Source organism: Erwinia sorbitola, from assembly GCF_009738185.1.
GTDB lineage: Bacteria > Pseudomonadota > Gammaproteobacteria > Enterobacterales > Enterobacteriaceae > Erwinia > Erwinia sorbitola.
The window spans coordinates 805,418-824,498 of sequence record NZ_CP046509.1 but is presented as its reverse complement, the minus strand read 5'-3'; the positions used below and the strand labels follow the sequence as shown (position 1 = coordinate 824,498).

Here is a 19,081-nt window from a genome sequence, read left to right as displayed (position 1 = left end):
AAGTGGGGAAATTTCCTGAAGATTCCAGATTTTATCCATAAAAAAAGGCCCGTCAGGGCCTTTTTTAAACAGAGAATGAATTACAGTACGTCGACTGCGTTCAGCTCTTTAAATGCCTGCTCCAGGCGCACGATCATGGATGCCTGTGAAGCGCGCAGCCATACACGTGGGTCGTAGTATTTCTTGTTAGGTTTGTCAGCCCCTTCCGGGTTGCCCAACTGCGCCTGCAAGTAACCTTCGTTCTTTTTGTAGTATTGCAGGATACCGTCCCATGTTGCCCACTGGGTATCGGTATCGATGTTCATTTTGATCACGCCGTAACTGATAGACTCTTCGATTTCAGCCGCAGATGAACCGGAACCACCGTGGAACACGAAGTCCAGCGAGTTATGTGGCAGGTTATGTTTCTTGCTGACGTAGTCCTGAGAATCACGCAGGATGGTCGGAGTCAGTTTAACGTTGCCTGGCTTGTAAACGCCGTGCACGTTACCGAACGAAGCAGCAATAGTGAAACGCGGGCTGATAGCGTTCAGCTTGGTGTAAGCATAATCAACGTCTTCTGGCTGAGTATACAGAGCAGAAGCGTCCATGTGGCTGTTGTCCACGCCGTCTTCTTCACCACCGGTGCAACCCAGTTCAATTTCCAGGGTCATGTCGATTTTCGCCATGCGCGCCAGGTATTTGCTGGAGATCTCGATGTTCTCTTCCAGTGACTCTTCAGACAGGTCAATCATATGAGAAGAGAACAGCGGCTTACCGGTTTTAGCGAAGTGAGCTTCACCCGCGTCCAGCAGACCATCGATCCACGGCAGCAGTTTCTTCGCGCAGTGGTCAGTATGCAGAATCACCGGCACACCGTAGTGTTCAGCCATCTGGTGAACGTGATGCGCGCCAGAAATGGCACCCAAAATAGCAGCAGCCTGTGGCTTGTCAGATTTCAGGCCTTTACCTGCGATGAAACCTGCACCACCGTTGGAGAACTGAATGATGACCGGCGATTTAACTTTCGCAGCGGTTTCCAGTACGGCGTTGATAGAGTCAGTGCCCACGCAGTTAACTGCTGGCAGAGCGAATTTGTTCTCTTTCGCTACTTTGAAGATCTTCTGCACGTCGTCACCGGTGACAACGCCTGGTTTTACGAAATCAAAAATTTTAGACATGTTAGCTTGTCCTGTTTCTTCGGTCGTATTAAGGATTCAGTTCTCACGCGGGATGGTATTCATCCCGCACTGAGGATTAATTACTTCTGCTTTGCACGCTCTTCCAGCATGGCAACCGCAGGCAAGGTTTTACCTTCCACGAACTCAAGGAACGCACCGCCACCGGTAGAGATATAGGAGATTTTATCTTCGATACCAAACAGGTCGATAGCCGCCAGCGTATCACCGCCGCCTGCAATGGAGAATGCTTCGCTGTCTGCAATCGCGTTAGCGATGATCTCAGTACCACGGCGGAAGTTAGGGAATTCGAACACGCCTACCGGACCATTCCACAGAATAGTTTTGGCTTCTTTCAACAACTTAGCCATTGCCAGCGCAGTTTCGTCACCGAAGTCCATGATCTCTTCGTTGTCCTGAACTTCAGACACTTTTTTCACGGTAGCAGGTGCAGTTTCAGAGAATTCCGTGCCGACGCGAGAGTCAGTAGGAACCGGGATTTTGTATTCGTCACGCAGTTTTTTAGCAGCTTCAACGAAATCAGGCTCATACAGAGACTTACCAACATTGTTGTCGATTGCAACGAAGGTGTTGGCGATACCACCACCTACGATTACGGTGTCAGCAATGTTCACCAGCGAGTTCAATACGTCGAATTTGGTAGATACTTTAGAGCCACCAACCACAGCCACCATTGGGCGAGCCGGGCTTTTCAGTGCTTTACCCAGTGCTTCCAGTTCTGCTGACAGCAGCGGACCTGCACAGGCGATTGGAGCAAATTTGCCCACGCCATGAGTGGACGCCTGCGCACGGTGTGCGGTACCGAATGCATCCATTACGAAGATGTCGCACAGGGCAGCGTATTTTTTAGAGAGGGCTTCGTCGTCTTTTTTCTCGCCTTTGTTAAAGCGCACGTTTTCCAGCACAACCAGTTTACCAGCGGCCAGCTCAACGCCGTCCAGGTAATCTTTTGCCAGAGAAACGTTATCTGCGCCTAACTTCTCTTTCAGGTAGTTAACTACCGGCAGCAGAGAAAACTCTTCATTGTATTCACCTTCGGTCGGGCGACCCAGGTGAGAGGTAACCATCACTTTAGCGCCCTGCTTCAGCGCCGTCTCAATGGTCGGCAGAGAAGCGCGAATACGTGCATCAGACGTCACTTTCCCTTCTTTAACTGGCACGTTCAGATCCGCACGGATCAGAACACGTTTACCAGCCAGATCCAGATCGGTCATCTTAATTACAGACATGGTGAACCCTCTCGTTGATTCTCAAAGTTTTACAGACGCTATAGGCGCCTTACCTGAAACCGCTGGCGGCCATCGCTAACGTCGTATCAATCATACGGTTAGCAAAGCCCCATTCGTTATCGCACCAGACTAATGTCTTGATAAGGTGCTGACCACTGACCCGCGTTTGCGTACCGTCGACAATGGCACTGTGCGGATCATGGTTAAAATCAATGGAGACTAACGGCAATTCCGTGTAGTCAACTATACCACTAAATGCCCCTTCTGACGCACTTTGCAACAGAGCGTTAACCTCACAGGCGCTGACGGGATCCCGCACAGTGACGCTGAGGTCAATAGCCGTAACGTTGATTGTAGGCACACGTACGGCGATAGCTTCAAAACGGTCATTAAATTTTGGGAAGAAACGCGTAATTCCCGCTGCCAGGCGGGTATCGACAGGGATAATCGACTGGCTGGCTGCGCGTGTACGGCGCAAATCCGGGTGATAAGCGTCAATCACCTGCTGATCGTGCATCGCTGAGTGAATCGTGGTGACGGTGCCGGACTCAATACCCCATGCATCATCCAACAGTTTGATAATTGGGATGATGCAGTTCGTAGTACAAGAGGCGTTGGACACCACCAGGTGCTCCGGCAGCAGATCTTTCTCATTCACGCCAAAAACGACTGTTGCGTCAAGATCGCTGCCGCCAGGATGTGAGAACAGCACCTTTTTGGCTCCTGCCTGCAAATGGGCTTCGCCATCTGCACGACTGCCATACACGCCGGTACAGTCCAGCACGATATCCACGTTCAGTTCGCGCCATGGTAATTCTGCTATTTCAGTATGGTGCAACAGACGGATAGTGTCATCGCCGACAAACAGCAGATCGCGCTCCTGGCGCACATCCCAGGCGAAACGCCCGTGGCTGGTGTCATACTTTAACAGATGCGCCATTCCGGCGGCTTCTGCCAGTTCATTGATGGCTACCACCGTAATCTCAGCCCGGCGGCCAGTTTCATACAGTGCACGCAACACGTTGCGCCCTATACGACCAAATCCGTTAATGGCAATGCGAACCGTCATATCACTCCTGCTACAGAATCCACCTTGAAATCGGAGGTTTAGCCTGAGCCAGCCGATGCGATTTGTACAGTATATTCTTGCATCATACCCAGACCAGATCTGAATGATTAACCTTGCACCACCTACTACTGAAACGCTTCAGCTAGAATAATAGAATAGAGGAATAATAGGAATGATCGGGATCAATTGCGGCTTTCAACTTTCGATCTGTGTCACAAATTCAGACAAAAGTTAGCAGGCAGATGCAGATTTAATCACGACAAAAAAGGGGGAGGTGAACATTTTTCATGCATGTGCGCACCTTTTGCGATAACTACATTAACAGAGTGCCTATTTTAGATCTTAGATGTTCGTTTAACGTTGACCAGTGAAAGGAGTATCCCGTGTCAAAATCTATCTCTAAAAATTCCAGTCACTCACTGACTACATTGTCTAAACCAAAAGGGGTGCAGGCGAGCAGCCGGTCATCACCCGAAGTATCTGATGCACCAGCCGCCCCCTCTATTGCCCCAGTCACCCCCCCTCCCCGTTCTCCACAGCAGTTACCCGAAGGCTACAACATTCTGCTAGTAACCTCCGATCAGGAACATTACTTTGAAAAGTATCCGTTCCCGGTACCGGGTCGCGAGCGCCTGAGGCAAACCGGCACCACCTTTACCAACCACTACATTAACAGCTGCGTCTGTACCTCTTCACGCTCGGTGATGTATACCGGTCTGCATATGCCACAAACACGCATGTACGACAATATTGGCATGCCCTGGATGCCGTGGAGCCTTGACCCGAAACTGGGCACCATCGCAACACTTATTAAGCAGTTAGGGTATTACTCAGCTTATAAAGGCAAGTGGCACCTCTCAACCCTGCTCGATAAATCGCTGGATACCGTGGCATCGCATGATATTGATGACCTTGACCACGCTCCGCTGCATAAATCCATGGAGGAGTACGGTTTTGAGGATTACTCGGGTATTGGCGATCTGATTGGTCTGCACAAGGGAGGATATGAGTATGACAGCCTCACCACCGCCCAGGCGATCAGCTGGCTGCGTACCAAAGGGCGCAGTATGGCCGATACCCGGCAGCCCTGGCTGTTAGCAGTTAACCTGGTGAACCCGCACGATGTGATGTTTATTGATACTGATGCACCCGGAGAAAAAGTGCAGTGGCATGCAGCACTAAACGACAGTCAGGCTATGACTCCTGTAAGACCACCAGAAAATATGCTGTATGCCGCTCGCTGGGATGAGGTTCCCCTTGCTCCGAGCCGCCATCAGCCGTTTGATGAACCAGGCCGGCCTGACGGACAATGGTATTACCAGCAGGCCAATGCCGTTATGGTCGGTCAGTTCCCAGATGAAGACCGTCGCTGGAAAACGCTGCAAGACTACTACTTCAACTGTATCCGCGACCATGATACACATCTGGTCAGTCTGCTTGATGAACTGGAGGCACTGAATCTCACTGAGAACACCATCATAGTGTTTACCTCAGATCACGGTGAGTTGCAGGGATATCATAAGATGCACGGCAAAGGAACCTGCGTTTATAGCCCGCAGGTTCATGTACCGATGATTATCTGCCACCCTGATTATGTCGGCGGGCAAACCTGCAAGGCGCTAACCAGTCATCTGGATCTTGCCCCTACCCTGCTTGGCCTCACAGGCCGTTCACAGTCTAAGATTGCGCCGATTATGCAGGGCCGAAAAGGCAAAGATTTCAGTAAGCTTATTCAGAACCCAGGGCAGGCAACGCTGCATCAGATACGCGATGCCAGCCTCTATTGCTACGACATGATCCTCTACATCGACGCAGATTATCTGCGCAAGATGAACTCTGTGCGTAACAGCACCAGCCTGAGTGAGGATGAGAAGCAAAAAGCGATGAAAGCTCTCTCCCCTGATTTCCGGCGGCGTACCGGTATCCGGATGTTGTTTGACGGCCGCTACAAGTTTGCCCGCTACTTCTCTCTGCGACAGCACAATATGCCAGAAACCTGGGAAGAGTTGCTGGAAGTAAACGACCTGGAATTATATGACCTCGAAAACGATCCGCAGGAGATGAACAATCTTGCCCTCGATCCGGAATCCTCACGTTCGTTAATCATGACGCTGAATAAGAAACTGAATGCGTTGTATCACCAGGAAATTGGCATTGATGATGGCAGTTTTTTACCTAAGGAGAGTTCGGGCTGGAGCCTGAGCACCGGGCAGTTTGCAAAACTTGTCCGTGATTGAATTTAACATCGCCATAAAAAAAGGCATCGCAATGCGATGCCTTTTATCAGCCATCAGCCCGTCACCGGGCCTCTGTTGCCCGATTACAGCAGGCTTTTGGCTTTAGCCACTACGTTTTCTACCGTGAAGCCAAACAGTTCAAACAGCTTCTCAGCAGGTGCTGATTCGCCGAAGCTGTTCATGCCAACGATAGCGCCATTCAGGCCAACGTATTTGAACCAGTAATCTGCAATACCGGCTTCAATCGCCACGCGAGCGCTGACTGCTTTCGGCAGCACAGCTTCACGGTACGCGGCATCCTGCTTGTCGAAAGCATCGGTAGACGGCATTGAAACCACGCGTACTTTACGACCTTCAGCAGTCAGTTTGTCATACGCACCTACCGCCAGCTCAACTTCTGAACCGGTGGCAATCAGGATCACTTCAGGCGTACCTGCGCAGTCCTTCAGAACGTATGCACCGCGTGCTACGTTAGCCAGCTGTTCAGCCGTACGATCCTGCTGCGCCAGATTCTGACGGGAGAGGATCAGGGCAGTCGGGCCATCGTGACGCTCAATCGCATATTTCCATGCAATCGCTGATTCAACCTGGTCACATGGACGCCACAGGCTCATATTTGGTGTCACACGCAGGCTGGCCATCTGCTCAACCGGCTGGTGAGTCGGGCCGTCTTCACCCAGACCGATAGAGTCATGGGTATAGACCATCACCTGACGGATCTTCATCAGTGCCGCCATACGCGCCGCATTACGCGCATATTCAACGAACATCAGGAAGGTCGCCGTGTACGGCAGGAAACCGCCGTGCAGGGTGATACCGTTAGCAATCGCGGTCATACCGAATTCGCGCACGCCGTAATGGATGTAGTTACCCGCTGCATCTTCATTGATTGGCTTAGAACCAGACCACATAGTCAGGTTGCTTGGAGCCAGGTCGGCAGAACCGCCCAGGTATTCCGGCAGCAGTTTGCCAAAGGCTTCGATGGCATTCTGTGACGCTTTACGGCTGGCGATTTTAGACGGGTTAGCCTGCAACTGTTCAACAAACTTCTGCGACTCGGCAGCCCAGTTGGCTGGCAGTTCGTTCTTCACGCGGCGAGTAAACTCTTCAGCCAGCTCCGGGAAGGCTTTCGCATAGGCAGCAAACTTCTCATTCCATGCGGCTTCTTTCGCCTGACCTGCTTCTTTCGCATCCCACTGCGCATAAATATCAGAAGGGATTTCGAATGGCGCGTGGTTCCAGCCCAGCTGTTTGCGGGTCAGTGCAATTTCATCATCACCCAGCGGTGCACCGTGGGAATCATGAGTACCGGCTTTGTTCGGAGAACCGAAACCAATCACAGTTTTGCACATCAGCAGAGAAGGCTTGTCGCTGACGGCTTTCGCCTCTTCAACAGCTTTCTTAATGGCGTCAGCATCGTGACCGTCCACACCGCGCACTACGTGCCAGCCGTAAGCCTCGAAGCGTTTCGCAGTGTCATCGGTGAACCAGCCTTCAATGTGGCCGTCGATGGAGATACCGTTGTCATCATAGAACGCCACCAGTTTGCCCAGCTTCAGCGTACCCGCCAGCGAGCAGACTTCATGGGAGATGCCTTCCATCATGCAGCCGTCGCCCATAAACACGTAGGTGTTATGGTCAACCACATCGTGGCCTGGACGGTTGAACTGAGCTGCCAGTGTACGTTCAGCAATCGCCATACCCACGGCGTTAGCAATACCCTGACCCAGCGGGCCAGTGGTGGTTTCCACGCCTGCGGTATAGCCGTATTCCGGGTGACCTGGGGTTTTAGAGTGCAGCTGACGGAAGTTAGCAAGTTCACCGATTGGCAGATCATAGCCGCTGAGGTGCAGCAGGCTGTAAATCAGCATAGAGCCGTGACCGTTAGACAGCACGAAGCGGTCGCGATCGGCCCACAGTGGGTTTGTAGGGTTATGATTCAGAAAGTCACGCCACAGCACTTCGGCGATATCGGCCATACCCATAGGGGCACCCGGGTGGCCGGATTTGGCTTTTTGCACCGCATCCATACTTAATGCGCGAATGGCGTTGGCAAGCTCTTTACGAGAAGACATTTTCTACTCCAGGTCGGATTTAACGCTTCGCCGTCCTTAACCTATTGTAATGAATGAGTTATCAGGCAAAGCCGAAGGAAAGTCGACCATCAATGTACATGAAATACGGGTAACATGTACATGGCGCAGGATGTAAAAAAAATCACAGAAGTTGCAGTTTAGCATTGAGCTGACTATGCAATCGTCTTTACACGCGCTATAACACATTCCCCGCCAGCGTATTTTCTGCCAGCGGTTTAATGCAACTTTATGATTTTGTTACCTTGTTACCTGAATGGATGAACTGGAATGAAGAAACGTATTTCTTTTGCTGCGCTGGCACTCGCCACCGCCCTTTCTGGCTGTCAGAATTTTGACGCCAATACCCTGATGCAGTCTGGTGCACAGGCTTTTCAGGCCGCAACACTGAGCGATGCCCAGGTCAAAGAGCTGAGTGAGAAATCCTGCCAGCAGATGGACAGCGAAGCACAAATTGCTCCAGCCAACAGCACCTATGCTAAACGACTGAGCAAGATCTCAGCGGCCCTGGGGGACAATATCAATGGCACACCGGCTAACTATAAGGTTTACCTGACTAAAGACGTCAACGCCTGGGCAATGGCTAACGGCTGTATCCGCGTTTATAGCGGGCTGATGGATCTGATGACAGATAATGAAGTGGAAGGCGTACTGGGCCACGAAATGGGTCACGTTGCACTGGGTCACTCACGCAAAGCCATGCAGCTGGCATATGCAGCGACTGCCGCGCGCACTGCTGCGGCCTCAGCCGGTGGTATTGCCGCTCAGTTGTCACAGTCTCAGCTGGGCGAACTCGGTGAGAAACTGGTGAATGCACAGTTCTCCCAGAGCCAGGAGTCCCAGGCGGATGATTACTCATTCGATCTGCTGAAAAAACGCAATATCAACCCACAGGGGCTGGTGACAAGCTTCGAGAAATTAGCGAAGCTGGAAGGTACGCACGAAAGCAGCATGTTTGATTCGCACCCGGCCTCGCAGGCGCGTGCAGATCACATCAAACAACGTATCGCCTCTGGTAAATAAACCCTTCTCGGTTTGCAAGGGCCGGGCATACCCGATCAGGGGCACGGCATGCCGTGCCCCTGCAATGACCGAAACCCACTCAGCCTTTATTAACAGCCTGAACGTGCAGCATATCCAGTGCAAGACTGGCGGCAGCTAAGGCTGTGATATCGGACTGGTCGTAGCCCGGAGCAACTTCTACCAGATCCATACCGACAATATTCATCCCCTGTAATCCACGAATCAGCTTGCTGGCTTTATCGCTGGTCAGGCCGCCAATTACCGGCGTTCCGGTACCCGGAGCATGGGCCGGATCGAGACAGTCAATATCGAAGGTCAGGTAGATCGGCAGGTCGCCGACGATCTGTTTTACCTGCGCCAGAATATCATCCACGCTGCGGTCGTTAACCTGCGCGGCATCCAGCACGTTGAAGCCCAGAGACTTATCAAACTCGGTACGAATACCAATCTGCACCGAGTGCTCTGGTGAGATCAGACCTTCTTTCGGTGCCGTATAGAACATGGTGCCATGGTCAAACGTCGGGCCGTTAGAATAGGTATCGGTATGGGCATCAAAGTGAACCAGCGCCATCTTACCGAAGGTTTTCGCATGAGCGCGCAGCAGCGGCAGCGTAATGTAGTGGTCGCCGCCAAAGGTCAGCATACGCTTGCCGTTCGCCAGCAGTTTTTCCGCATGCGCCTGCAATTTGTCGCTCATATCCTGAGAATCACCGAAGGCATAAACCAGGTCACCGCAGTCGATAACATTCAGGCGCTGACGCAGGTCAAAATCCCACGGCCAGCGGCAGCCTTCCCACGCCAGGTTAGTGGAGATCTGACGGATTGCGCCCGGGCCAAGTCGGCTGCCAGGGCGGCCGGAGGTGGCAGCATCAAACGGAATACCGGTGATCACCCACTCAGCATCGCTGTCATAGGGCTGGAAATTAACTGGAAAACGCATAAAACCAAAAGCGTTAGACACCAGCGAATTATCGTACTGATTGCCCAGAGTGTTATTCATAGCAACTCCTTTCTGACGGTAGGCGCGGCTTTCAGCCAGCGCATGTAAAATATGAAGTATGACGGGCAAATAAAAAATCCCCGCCGCGTCGTTAACCCGACGAGGAAGGGATTCGTTAATGCAAGATATCAGCCTGCGCTATTGCGCCAGACTTACTCGTCTTCTAAATAGGTATAGCCGTACAGACCTGCTTCAAACTCTTCCAGGAACTGCGCACGCAGCTCTTCATCCAGATCGGTTTGTTTGATCTGGTTACGGAAGTGCGTCAGCAACTCGGCCGGGTTCAGCTGCACATACTCCAGCATATCCGCGACGGTATCGCCCTCGTCAGAGAGCTGCACTTCGACTGAACCATCGGCAAAGGCAAACACATCGACCGCTTCGGTATCGCCAAAGAGGTTATGCATATTGCCGAGGATCTCCTGGTAAGCACCGACCATAAAGAAGCCCAGCATCGGCGGATTGTCGATATCGTATTCCGGCATTGGCATGGTGGTAGCAATGCCATCACCGTCAATGTAGTGATCGATAGTGCCGTCAGAGTCACAGGTGATATCCAGCAGCACCGCGCGACGCTCAGGTACCTGGTTCAGCCCTTCCAGCGGCATGACCGGGAACAGCTGATCGATACCCCACGCATCCGGCATCGACTGGAACAGCGAGAAGTTCACGTAGATCTTATCCGCCATGCGCTCCTGCAACTCGTCGATAATCGGACGGTGTGCGCGGTTGCTTGGGTCAAGATGCTGTTGAATGTAGTGACAGATGCTGAGGTACAGCTGTTCGGCCCAGGCACGCTGAGTCAGATCATAGGTACCCTGCGAGTAGCCGGTGTGGATATCAAACAGATCCATCTGGCTGTCATGCAACCATTCACGCAGCGAGCGACGGTTACCTGGTTCGTGCATCTCCTGCCAGGTGTCCCACATGCTGACAATCGGACGCGGGGAGTCTTCCAGCGGTGCCTGAGGCTCGCTGAACTCATTACGTTCAACACCAATAATATTGGAGACCAGCACCGTATGGTGTGCGGTAACTGCACGGCCGGATTCAGTGATCACCGTCGGGTGCGGTAAGTCGTGCTCATCACAGGCATCGCCGATAGCCCAAATCACGTTGTTGGCATACTCATTCAGGCCGTAGTTCACCGAGCAGTCGCTCTGGGAACGTGTGCCTTCATAATCCACGCCAAGACCGCCGCCCACATCAAAGCACTGAATATTAACGCCCAGTTTCGCCAGTTCAACGTAGAAGCGCGCCGACTCACGAACACCCGTGGCGATATCGCGAATATTGGCCATCTGCGAACCCAGATGGAAATGCAGCAGTTGCAGGCTCTCCATACGGCCCGCTTCACGCATAATTTCAACCAGCTTCAGTACCTGGGTGGCGGAGAGGCCAAACTTGGATTTTTCACCGCCGCTCGACTGCCATTTACCCGAACCTTGCGAGGCGAGACGCGCACGGATACCCAGACGCGGTATCACGTTCAGGCGCTCCGCTTCTTCCAGCACCAGCTTCACTTCGGTCATTTTTTCCAGCACCAGATAGACCTTGTGGCCCATCTTCTCGCCAATCAGCGCGAGGCGGATATATTCACGGTCTTTATAGCCGTTACAGACGATCACCGAACGGGTCATACCCGCATGTGCCAGTACGGCCATCAGTTCGGCTTTAGAACCGGCTTCCAGCCCCAGCGGTTCGCCGGAGTTGATCAGGGATTCGATCACGCGTTTATGCTGGTTAACCTTAATCGGGTACACCAGGAAGTAGTCACCGCGATAGCCGTAAGATTCACGCGCACGTTTAAAGGCAGCGTTAATCGAACGCAGGCGATGCTGCAAAATCTGTGGGAAGCAGAACAGGGCTGGCAGACGCTGGCCTTCGGCTTCACGCTCTTTCACCAGTTTGGCGAGATCTACGCGTGCTTCCGGCACATCCGGATCGGGACAAACACTGATATGACCCAGTTCGTTCACGTCGTAGTAATTGTTACCCCACCAGGCGATATTATAAGTCCGCAGCATTTTGCTGGCGTCCTGATCGCTGATCGCGACCTCCTGCATGGAGCGAAGTACACCCTGTTCGCCTGCTGACGAACCCTTAATTGTCTTCATGTCGTCAGACATCGCAAACCTCAAGTTGTAGTGATGCAAAACCGCAATCTGCTACAGGCACATCCTGTAGCAATAACCCATTTACCGCAGGCATTTTCAGCCATACTGGTTGAAACACCGGCAGAATCGGTTTCTGAAGTATAACATTGTAAAACACGTCGCGGACTCCGTGTAACGGGTCAGAGAACCAATGGACAACTCTCAGGATAATCTGAGAGAACCGCTGTAAGTATAGAAAGTTTAACCGGCGCTGGTGTCGGGATTATTACCAACACGCTGATAACTTCGGCTCAGAGAGCAAGGAGCTGTTAGGGATGAGGGGAAACTGAACACGCCCGAATGGCGTAATTGACCGGATGAAACGACATCGTGGTTCATTACTGCTATCACCTCCACACACACCCGACACGGCGCGCGGAAAAACAAAAAACTGAGGGTGAAGATCAGCACGAAATGTTCGTGACTGACGGGCATTTGCGTCGCCGTACAGGGGTAACGACAGACAGCGGCGTTTTATACCGCCCCGGCGAAAAAAATGCAAAATCTAAATGAGCTAAATGCGTTATCTATCAGGATAATTTGCCGCTCCTTACATTATTGCCAACATAGTCAGTAAAAAAAACTGGCAATCCGCTTATTGGGTGCCCTAAAATGGACGTCCAGATGTTAATCCGTCTAAACTGGTTAACTTCTAAGCGTCTTAATTATACTGCTCATGGCTTTGCCTGTGGGGGGCGCTAAGGCTGAGTTCCCAGGCTGGTTTCCAGTCTTCGCGCTATGCAGTCGATCTTCAACCCGTTAGAGTCAAGGTAAAGAATAAAATGGCTAAACACCTTTTTACATCCGAGTCCGTATCAGAAGGACATCCTGATAAAATCGCCGACCAGATTTCTGATGCTGTGCTCGATGCCATTCTCGAGCAAGATCCGAAAGCGCGTGTGGCCTGCGAAACCTATGTGAAAACCGGTATGGTTCTGGTTGGCGGTGAAATCACCACCAGCGCATGGGTCGATATCGAAGAGATCACACGTCAGACCGTGCGAGATATCGGTTATGTCCATTCCGATATGGGCTTTGATGCCAACTCCTGCGCCGTACTGAGCGCGATTGGTAAGCAGTCTCCTGACATCAATCAGGGCGTTGACCGTACCGATCCGCTGGAACAAGGTGCTGGTGACCAGGGCCTGATGTTCGGCTATGCCACCAACGAAACCGACGTGCTGATGCCAGCACCAGTGACCTATGCTCACCGTCTGGTGCAGCGTCAGTCAGAAGTGCGTAAAAGCGGCGCCCTTCCATGGCTGCGTCCGGATGCAAAAAGCCAGATTACCTTCCAGTACGACAACGGTAAAATCGTTGGTATTGACGCGGTAGTACTGTCTACTCAGCACTCTGAAGATATTACGCAGAAAGAGCTGCAAGAAGCAGTGATGGAAGAGATCATCAAGCCAGTTCTTCCGGCAGAGTGGATCAACGCCAACACCAAATACCACATCAACCCAACGGGTCGTTTTGTTATCGGTGGCCCAATGGGTGACTGCGGTCTGACCGGCCGTAAAATTATTGTCGATACCTACGGCGGCATGGCTCGTCACGGCGGCGGTGCTTTCTCCGGTAAAGATCCGTCAAAAGTTGACCGTTCTGCGGCTTACGCAGCTCGCTACGTGGCAAAAAACATCGTCGCTGCTGGTCTGGCAGATCGTTGTGAAATTCAGGTTTCCTACGCTATTGGCGTGGCAGAACCAACCTCCATCATGGTTGAAACCTTCGGTACTGAGAAAGTCTCTACCGAACAGCTGACCCTGCTGGTGCGTGAGTTCTTCGACCTGCGTCCTTATGGCCTGATCCAGATGCTGGATCTGCTGCACCCGATTTATCGCGAAACTGCCGCATACGGTCACTTTGGTCGTGAACATTTCCCATGGGAAAAAACCGACAAAGCTGAACAGCTGCGCGAAGCCGCCGGCCTGAAATAACATTTTTGGCCTGCTGCATAAGGGCACCTTCGGGTGCCCTTTTTCATGCCTGAAGTACGGAAATGCTTATTACGCAGTGATAACGATTACACAAAATAAATATTTATATTTCAGATAATTACAAAAAACATAATCTTCTGCAAAATCCTAAAATGCGCTATTTTCAGCGTTGTCTGATAGTGGTTCGCGTAGAAAAGGTTTAAAGCTATAAACTACTATGACTTACTGGTTACAAAGGGTTACAGCAAGATATAAAGTGTTTTTAAGATACTTCAAGTGTGTAAGCGATTACACCAATGTGATCTGAAGCACAGTCTGCTGCACCGGGTTTACCTAACATCTATAACAACAATATGCGGGACTACTTAATGGAGGCGTATATGCCTGATAATAAAAAACGCAGCAGGACATCGAACAAGGCTATGACCCTGTTTGTCTGCTTCCTCGCGGCACTGGCAGGCCTGCTGTTCGGCTTGGATATCGGCGTTATCGCTGGTGCACTGCCCTTCATCGCTAAAGACTTCAATGTCACGCCACATCAGCAGGAGTGGATTGTCAGCTCAATGATGTTTGGTGCGGCAATTGGTGCCGTCGGCAGCGGCTGGATGTCGTCCTATCTCGGGCGCAAGAAAAGCCTGATGATCGGTGCGGTACTGTTTGTCATCGGTTCGCTGTGGTCAGCCTTCTCGCCTAACCCGGACATGCTGATTGTTGCTCGTGTGCTGCTGGGCCTTGCAGTCGGTGTGGCGTCATATACTGCTCCGCTGTATCTCTCTGAGATTGCACCTGAGAAGATCCGCGGCAGCATGATCTCGCTGTACCAGCTGATGATTACCATCGGTATCCTGGGCGCTTACCTGTCTGATACCGCCTTCAGCTATAGCGGCGAATGGCGCTGGATGCTCGGCGTGATCACCATCCCTGCCCTGCTGCTGCTGGTTGGTGTATTTTTCCTGCCAAACAGCCCGCGCTGGCTGGCGGCGAAAGGTGATTTCCGCAGCGCACAGCGCGTGCTCGATCGTCTGCGTGATACCAGCGAACAGGCAAAACGTGAGCTGGATGAAATTCGTGAAAGCCTGAAGATCAAACAATCTGGCTGGTCACTGTTTAAAGGCAACAGTAACTTCCGCCGTGCGGTCTATCTGGGTGTGCTGTTGCAGGTAATGCAGCAGTTCACCGGTATGAACGTCATCATGTATTACGCACCAAAAATCTTTGAAATTGCCGGATTCACCAATACCACCCAGCAGATGTGGGGAACGGTAATTGTTGGTCTGATTAACGTGCTGGCGACCTTTATTGCTATCGGTCTGGTGGATCGCTGGGGCCGTAAGCCAACATTGATTCTCGGCTTTGCCGTTATGGCCGCAGGTATGGGCGTGCTGGGTACCATGTTACACGTGGGAATTCATACAGAGACCGCGCAGTACTTTGCGGTAGCGATGCTGCTGATGTTTATCATCGGTTTTGCTATGAGTGCCGGCCCGCTGATCTGGGTACTGTGCTCAGAGATTCAGCCGTTGAAAGGGCGTGATTTTGGTATCACTGTTTCAACCGCCACTAACTGGATTGCCAACATGATCGTGGGCGCTACCTTCCTGACCATGCTGAACAATCTTGGCAACGCAAACACCTTCTGGGTGTACGGCGGGCTGAACCTGTTCTTCATTGTCCTGACGCTGTGGCTGATCCCTGAGACCAAAAACGTCTCGCTGGAGCACATCGAGCGCAATCTGTTAGGCGGTAAAAAACTGCGTAACATTGGTCAACGTGACTGATTAGCTAACAACGGCCAGGCGATACAGTAACAACGGGTCAGCAATTATGCTGGCCCGTTTTTATATCGGCATTACAGGCAACAGGACAGCTTGAAATGACCGTTATCGCCCCGTATTCTTGCCACTATGAAATCCCCGAGACTCCCCATCGCTCTGCAACAGGCCGTTATGCGCCAGCTGCGAGAAAAATTACAGCAGGCCAACCTGCGGCTGGAACGTAACTATGCGGAACCGGCACTGGTTTATCAGCAGCGCGGTACGGCGGCAGGCACTGCCTGGCTACAGCTTTGGGAAATTCGCCTCAATCCGGTGCTATTACTGGAAAATCAGCAACAGTTTATCGATGAAGTTGTCCCGCACGAACTGGCTCATCTACTGGTCTGGAAACATTTCGGGCGCGTTGCACCGCATGGGAAAGAGTGGAAATGGATGATGGAAAGCGTACTCGGCGTACCTGCACGTCGCACCCACCGGTTTGAAGTGGAGTCGGTACGCAGCCGCGCTTTCCCCTATTTTTGCCGCTGCCAGCAGCATCAGCTCACCGTCAGACGTCATAACCGGGTCATTCGCGGTGAAAGCGAATACCGCTGCGTACACTGCGGCGATATTCTGCAAGCCGGAAACTTCCAGAAATCCTAAAAACAACTGAACTGTTCGAATAAAATACGATTTAAGATGTCTGTCTTTGTCATTGATTCGAAATACGACATATATCTGTTACTCTGCCAGGCCTCTTTCACGGATTACAGATTTACTGGAATATGTCTCGCAAAATTTTGGCCACCGTTGCCTTTGCCCTGCTGTTACCTGCTTTTTACTCCCACGCCCTCAATCTGGATAACTATCGCCAGAACAGTTTCAGCCAGGCGAAAGCCTACGCTGCGCAGATCAACGACGGTGCCCCTGGTACGTTTTACTGCGGCTGTAAAATCCAGTGGCAGGGGAAAAAAGGCGTGCCTGACCTCGCCTCATGCGGCTACAAGGTGCGCAAAAACGCCAACCGTGCCAACCGTATTGAGTGGGAACATGTGGTTCCGGCCTGGAGCTTCGGCCATCAGCGTCAGTGCTGGCAGGACGGCGGTCGTAAGAGCTGCGCCAAAGACGCAGGTTATCGCCGTATGGAGACCGACCTGCACAACCTGCAACCGTCAATCGGTGAGGTGAATGGCGATCGCGGCAACTTTATGTACAGTCAGTGGAACGGCGGTGAATCGCAGTACGGCCAGTGCGCAATGAAAATTGATTTTAAAAATAAACTGGCTGAACCACCGGCGCGCGCCCGTGGCGCTATTGCCCGCACCTGGTTTTATATGCGTGACCAGTATCAGCTGCAAATGTCGAAGCAGCAGACCCAGCTGATGACCGCATGGGATAAGCTCTACCCGGCCACCCCCTGGGAGTGCGAACGCGACCGCCGTATTGCCCGCGTGCAGGGGAATCATAACCCTTACGTACTACAAGCTTGCCAGCGGTAAAATCACTGACCTACACTGCACAGCACTTATGCATTAATTTTGACAGGATTTCCATGCGTATACCCCGCATTTACCACCCTGAATCGTTAGAGACAGGTAGCGAGACCGCCCTGAGCGATGAAGCCGCCAACCATGTTGGCCGCGTGTTGCGCATGGTACCGGGCCAGGCCCTGGAATTGTTCGATGGCACAAATCTGACTTTTGCAGCAGAAATTATTCAGGCTGATAAAAAAAATGTGCGCGTCAAAATCACGGAAACCCGCGCCGATAGCCGTGAGTCCCCCCTTCATCTGCATCTGGGTCAGGTGATGTCACGCGGTGAAAAGATGGAATTTACTATCCAGAAAGCCGTCGAACTGGGAGTAAATGTGATTACCCCCTTGTTTTCTGAGCGCTGCGGCGTAAAGCTGGATGCAGAACGTCTGGCGAAAAAAATTCAACAGTGGCAAAAAATCGCCATTGCCGCCTGCGAACAGTGCGGGCGTAACACCATACCGGAAGTGCGCCCGGCAATGGCACTTGACGCCTGGTGTGCAGAGCACGATCACGGGTTAAGATTAAATCTTCATCCCCGCGCTGAACACAGCATCAACACGCTGCCGCTGCCGGTTGAGCGCGTACGGCTGTTGATTGGCCCGGAAGGTGGGCTGACGTCCGATGAAATCAGCATGACGGCACAGTATGGATTCACCGATATTTTGCTGGGGCCACGCGTACTGCGTACCGAAACGACTGCACTTACGGCAATTACCGCATTGCAGGTACGTTTTGGTGACGTAGGATAAAACTACAAAATTGACTAGAGCGTATTCGTCGCAGGCAGTCTGGATACACAGCCAGCGTGCATCACCCTCCGTACAGAATGTACACAGGGTCTGAGCACGGCCTGCATGCAAAAAGGCAAGTAAGACAGCTCTTAGTGGAGAAAAGAATGATTAAGCTTGGCATCGTGATGGATCCAATTACTTCCATCAATATTAAAAAAGACACCAGCTTCGCTATGCTGCTGGAAGCGCAGCGCCGTGGTTACGAAATCCACTATATGGAGATGAACGATCTCTATCTGCGTGGTGGTGAAGGCCGTGCCCGCACCCGCCTGCTCAACGTGGAGCAGAACTATGATAAATGGTTCGAATTCGGCAGCGAGCAGGATATTGCGCTGTCAGATCTGAACGTGGTACTGATGCGTAAGGATCCCCCTTTCGACACCGAGTTTATCTACGCTACTTACATCCTTGAACGCGCTGAAGAGAAAGGCACGCTGATCGTCAACAAGCCGCAGAGCCTGCGTGACTGTAATGAAAAGCTTTTCACCGCATGGTTTGCCGAACTGACCCCGGATACCCTGGTAACGCGCAATGCCAGCCAGATCCGCGAGTTTTGGCAGGAGCACGGCGATATTATCCTCAAGCCGCTGGATGGCATGGGCGGTGCATCGATCTTCCGCATTAAAAAGGAAGATCCGAACCTGTCGGTGATTATCGAAACCCTGACCGAACACGGCAGCTTCTACTGCATGGCGCAGAATTATTTGCCAGCGATTAAAGAAGGCGATAAGCGTGTACTGGTTGTTGACGGCGAGCCGGTGCCTTACTGCCTGGCACGTATTCCAAAATCCGGCGAAACTCGTGGTAACCTGGCTGCTGGCGGTCGAGGCGAAGCTCGCCCACTGACTGAAAGTGACTGGGAAATTGCCCGCCGTGTTGGCCCGATCCTGAAAGAAAAAGGACTGATCTTTGTCGGGCTGGATATTATCGGTGACAAGCTCACCGAGATTAATGTGACCAGTCCTACCTGCGTTCGTGAGATCGAAGCCGCATTCCCGATTTCTATCACCGGTATGCTGATGGATGCGATCGAAAAACGCCTGGGCTGATTGTTGCGGCGGGGCCGGACTGCCCCCCGC

14 protein-coding genes are annotated in these 19,081 nt (G+C 52.1%); 8 read left to right on the top strand and 6 right to left on the bottom strand.

All coding sequences use genetic code 11. From position 1 onward, the window contains the following. Positions 1 to 80: 80 nt before the first annotated feature. The 3 genes from fbaA to epd all read right to left on the bottom strand — a co-directional run bounded on the left by fbaA (position 81) and on the right by epd (position 3,476). The gene (fbaA, locus tag GN242_RS03725) at positions 81 to 1,160 is read right to left on the bottom strand and encodes a class II fructose-bisphosphate aldolase (protein WP_154753529.1); all 1,080 of its coding nucleotides are present in this window, start codon (positions 1,158 to 1,160) and stop codon (positions 81 to 83) included. A gap of 80 nt (positions 1,161 to 1,240) precedes the next feature. Continuing rightward, the gene (pgk, locus tag GN242_RS03720; protein ID WP_154753528.1) at positions 1,241 to 2,407 is read right to left on the bottom strand and encodes a phosphoglycerate kinase; all 1,167 of its coding nucleotides are present in this window, start codon (positions 2,405 to 2,407) and stop codon (positions 1,241 to 1,243) included. 49 nt (positions 2,408 to 2,456) lie between these two features. Further along, positions 2,457 to 3,476 carry an erythrose-4-phosphate dehydrogenase gene (gene epd / locus GN242_RS03715; protein WP_156286928.1) on the bottom strand — a complete coding sequence of 340 codons (1,020 nt, stop codon included), beginning with the start codon at positions 3,474 to 3,476 and terminating at the stop codon, positions 2,457 to 2,459. Between the two features lie 383 nt (positions 3,477 to 3,859). Between epd and GN242_RS03710 the strand changes: the two genes are divergently transcribed. Then, positions 3,860 to 5,713, top strand: a complete 1,854-nt coding sequence (locus tag GN242_RS03710; RefSeq protein ID WP_197094762.1) for a sulfatase family protein — start codon at positions 3,860 to 3,862, stop codon at positions 5,711 to 5,713. 83 nt (positions 5,714 to 5,796) lie between these two features. Here the strand turns inward: GN242_RS03710 and tkt are convergent, their stop codons facing one another. Continuing rightward, positions 5,797 to 7,788, bottom strand: a complete 1,992-nt coding sequence (tkt, locus tag GN242_RS03705) for a transketolase (protein ID WP_154753526.1) — start codon at positions 7,786 to 7,788, stop codon at positions 5,797 to 5,799. A gap of 288 nt (positions 7,789 to 8,076) precedes the next feature. Between tkt and loiP the strand changes: the two genes are divergently transcribed. Then, a complete protein-coding gene (gene loiP, locus GN242_RS03700; RefSeq protein ID WP_154753525.1) occupies positions 8,077 to 8,829 on the top strand; it encodes a metalloprotease LoiP in 753 nt (250 codons plus the stop codon). Positions 8,830 to 8,908: 79 nt separating this feature from the next. Here loiP and speB read toward each other — a convergent pair whose 3' ends face one another. Continuing rightward, complete coding sequence (gene speB, locus GN242_RS03695; protein ID WP_154753524.1) at positions 8,909 to 9,829, bottom strand: agmatinase; 921 nt, start codon at positions 9,827 to 9,829, stop codon at positions 8,909 to 8,911. Between the two features lie 152 nt (positions 9,830 to 9,981). Continuing rightward, positions 9,982 to 11,958: a biosynthetic arginine decarboxylase gene (gene speA / locus GN242_RS03690; RefSeq protein ID WP_154753523.1), complete on the bottom strand. Its 1,977-nt coding sequence runs from the start codon at positions 11,956 to 11,958 to the stop codon at positions 9,982 to 9,984. Between the two features lie 809 nt (positions 11,959 to 12,767). Between speA and metK the strand changes: the two genes are divergently transcribed. The 6 genes from metK (at position 12,768) to gshB (ending at position 19,051) form a co-directional block, all read left to right on the top strand. After that, a complete protein-coding gene (gene metK / locus GN242_RS03685) occupies positions 12,768 to 13,922 on the top strand; it encodes a methionine adenosyltransferase (protein WP_154753522.1) in 1,155 nt (384 codons plus the stop codon). Between the two features lie 380 nt (positions 13,923 to 14,302). Next, on the top strand, positions 14,303 to 15,700 hold the full coding sequence (locus GN242_RS03680) for a sugar porter family MFS transporter (RefSeq protein ID WP_154753521.1): 1,398 nt from the start codon (positions 14,303 to 14,305) through the stop codon (positions 15,698 to 15,700). A gap of 126 nt (positions 15,701 to 15,826) precedes the next feature. After that, entirely contained in the window at positions 15,827 to 16,339 is a 513-nt protein-coding gene (locus GN242_RS03675) for a SprT family zinc-dependent metalloprotease (RefSeq protein WP_154753520.1), read from the top strand. Positions 16,340 to 16,461: 122 nt separating this feature from the next. Then, entirely contained in the window at positions 16,462 to 17,175 is a 714-nt protein-coding gene (gene endA, locus GN242_RS03670; protein WP_154753519.1) for a deoxyribonuclease I, read from the top strand. 53 nt (positions 17,176 to 17,228) lie between these two features. Next, complete coding sequence (gene rsmE, locus GN242_RS03665) at positions 17,229 to 17,960, top strand: 16S rRNA (uracil(1498)-N(3))-methyltransferase (protein WP_154753518.1); 732 nt, start codon at positions 17,229 to 17,231, stop codon at positions 17,958 to 17,960. Between the two features lie 146 nt (positions 17,961 to 18,106). Then, entirely contained in the window at positions 18,107 to 19,051 is a 945-nt protein-coding gene (gshB, locus tag GN242_RS03660; RefSeq protein WP_154753517.1) for a glutathione synthase, read from the top strand. Positions 19,052 to 19,081 lie beyond the last annotated feature (30 nt).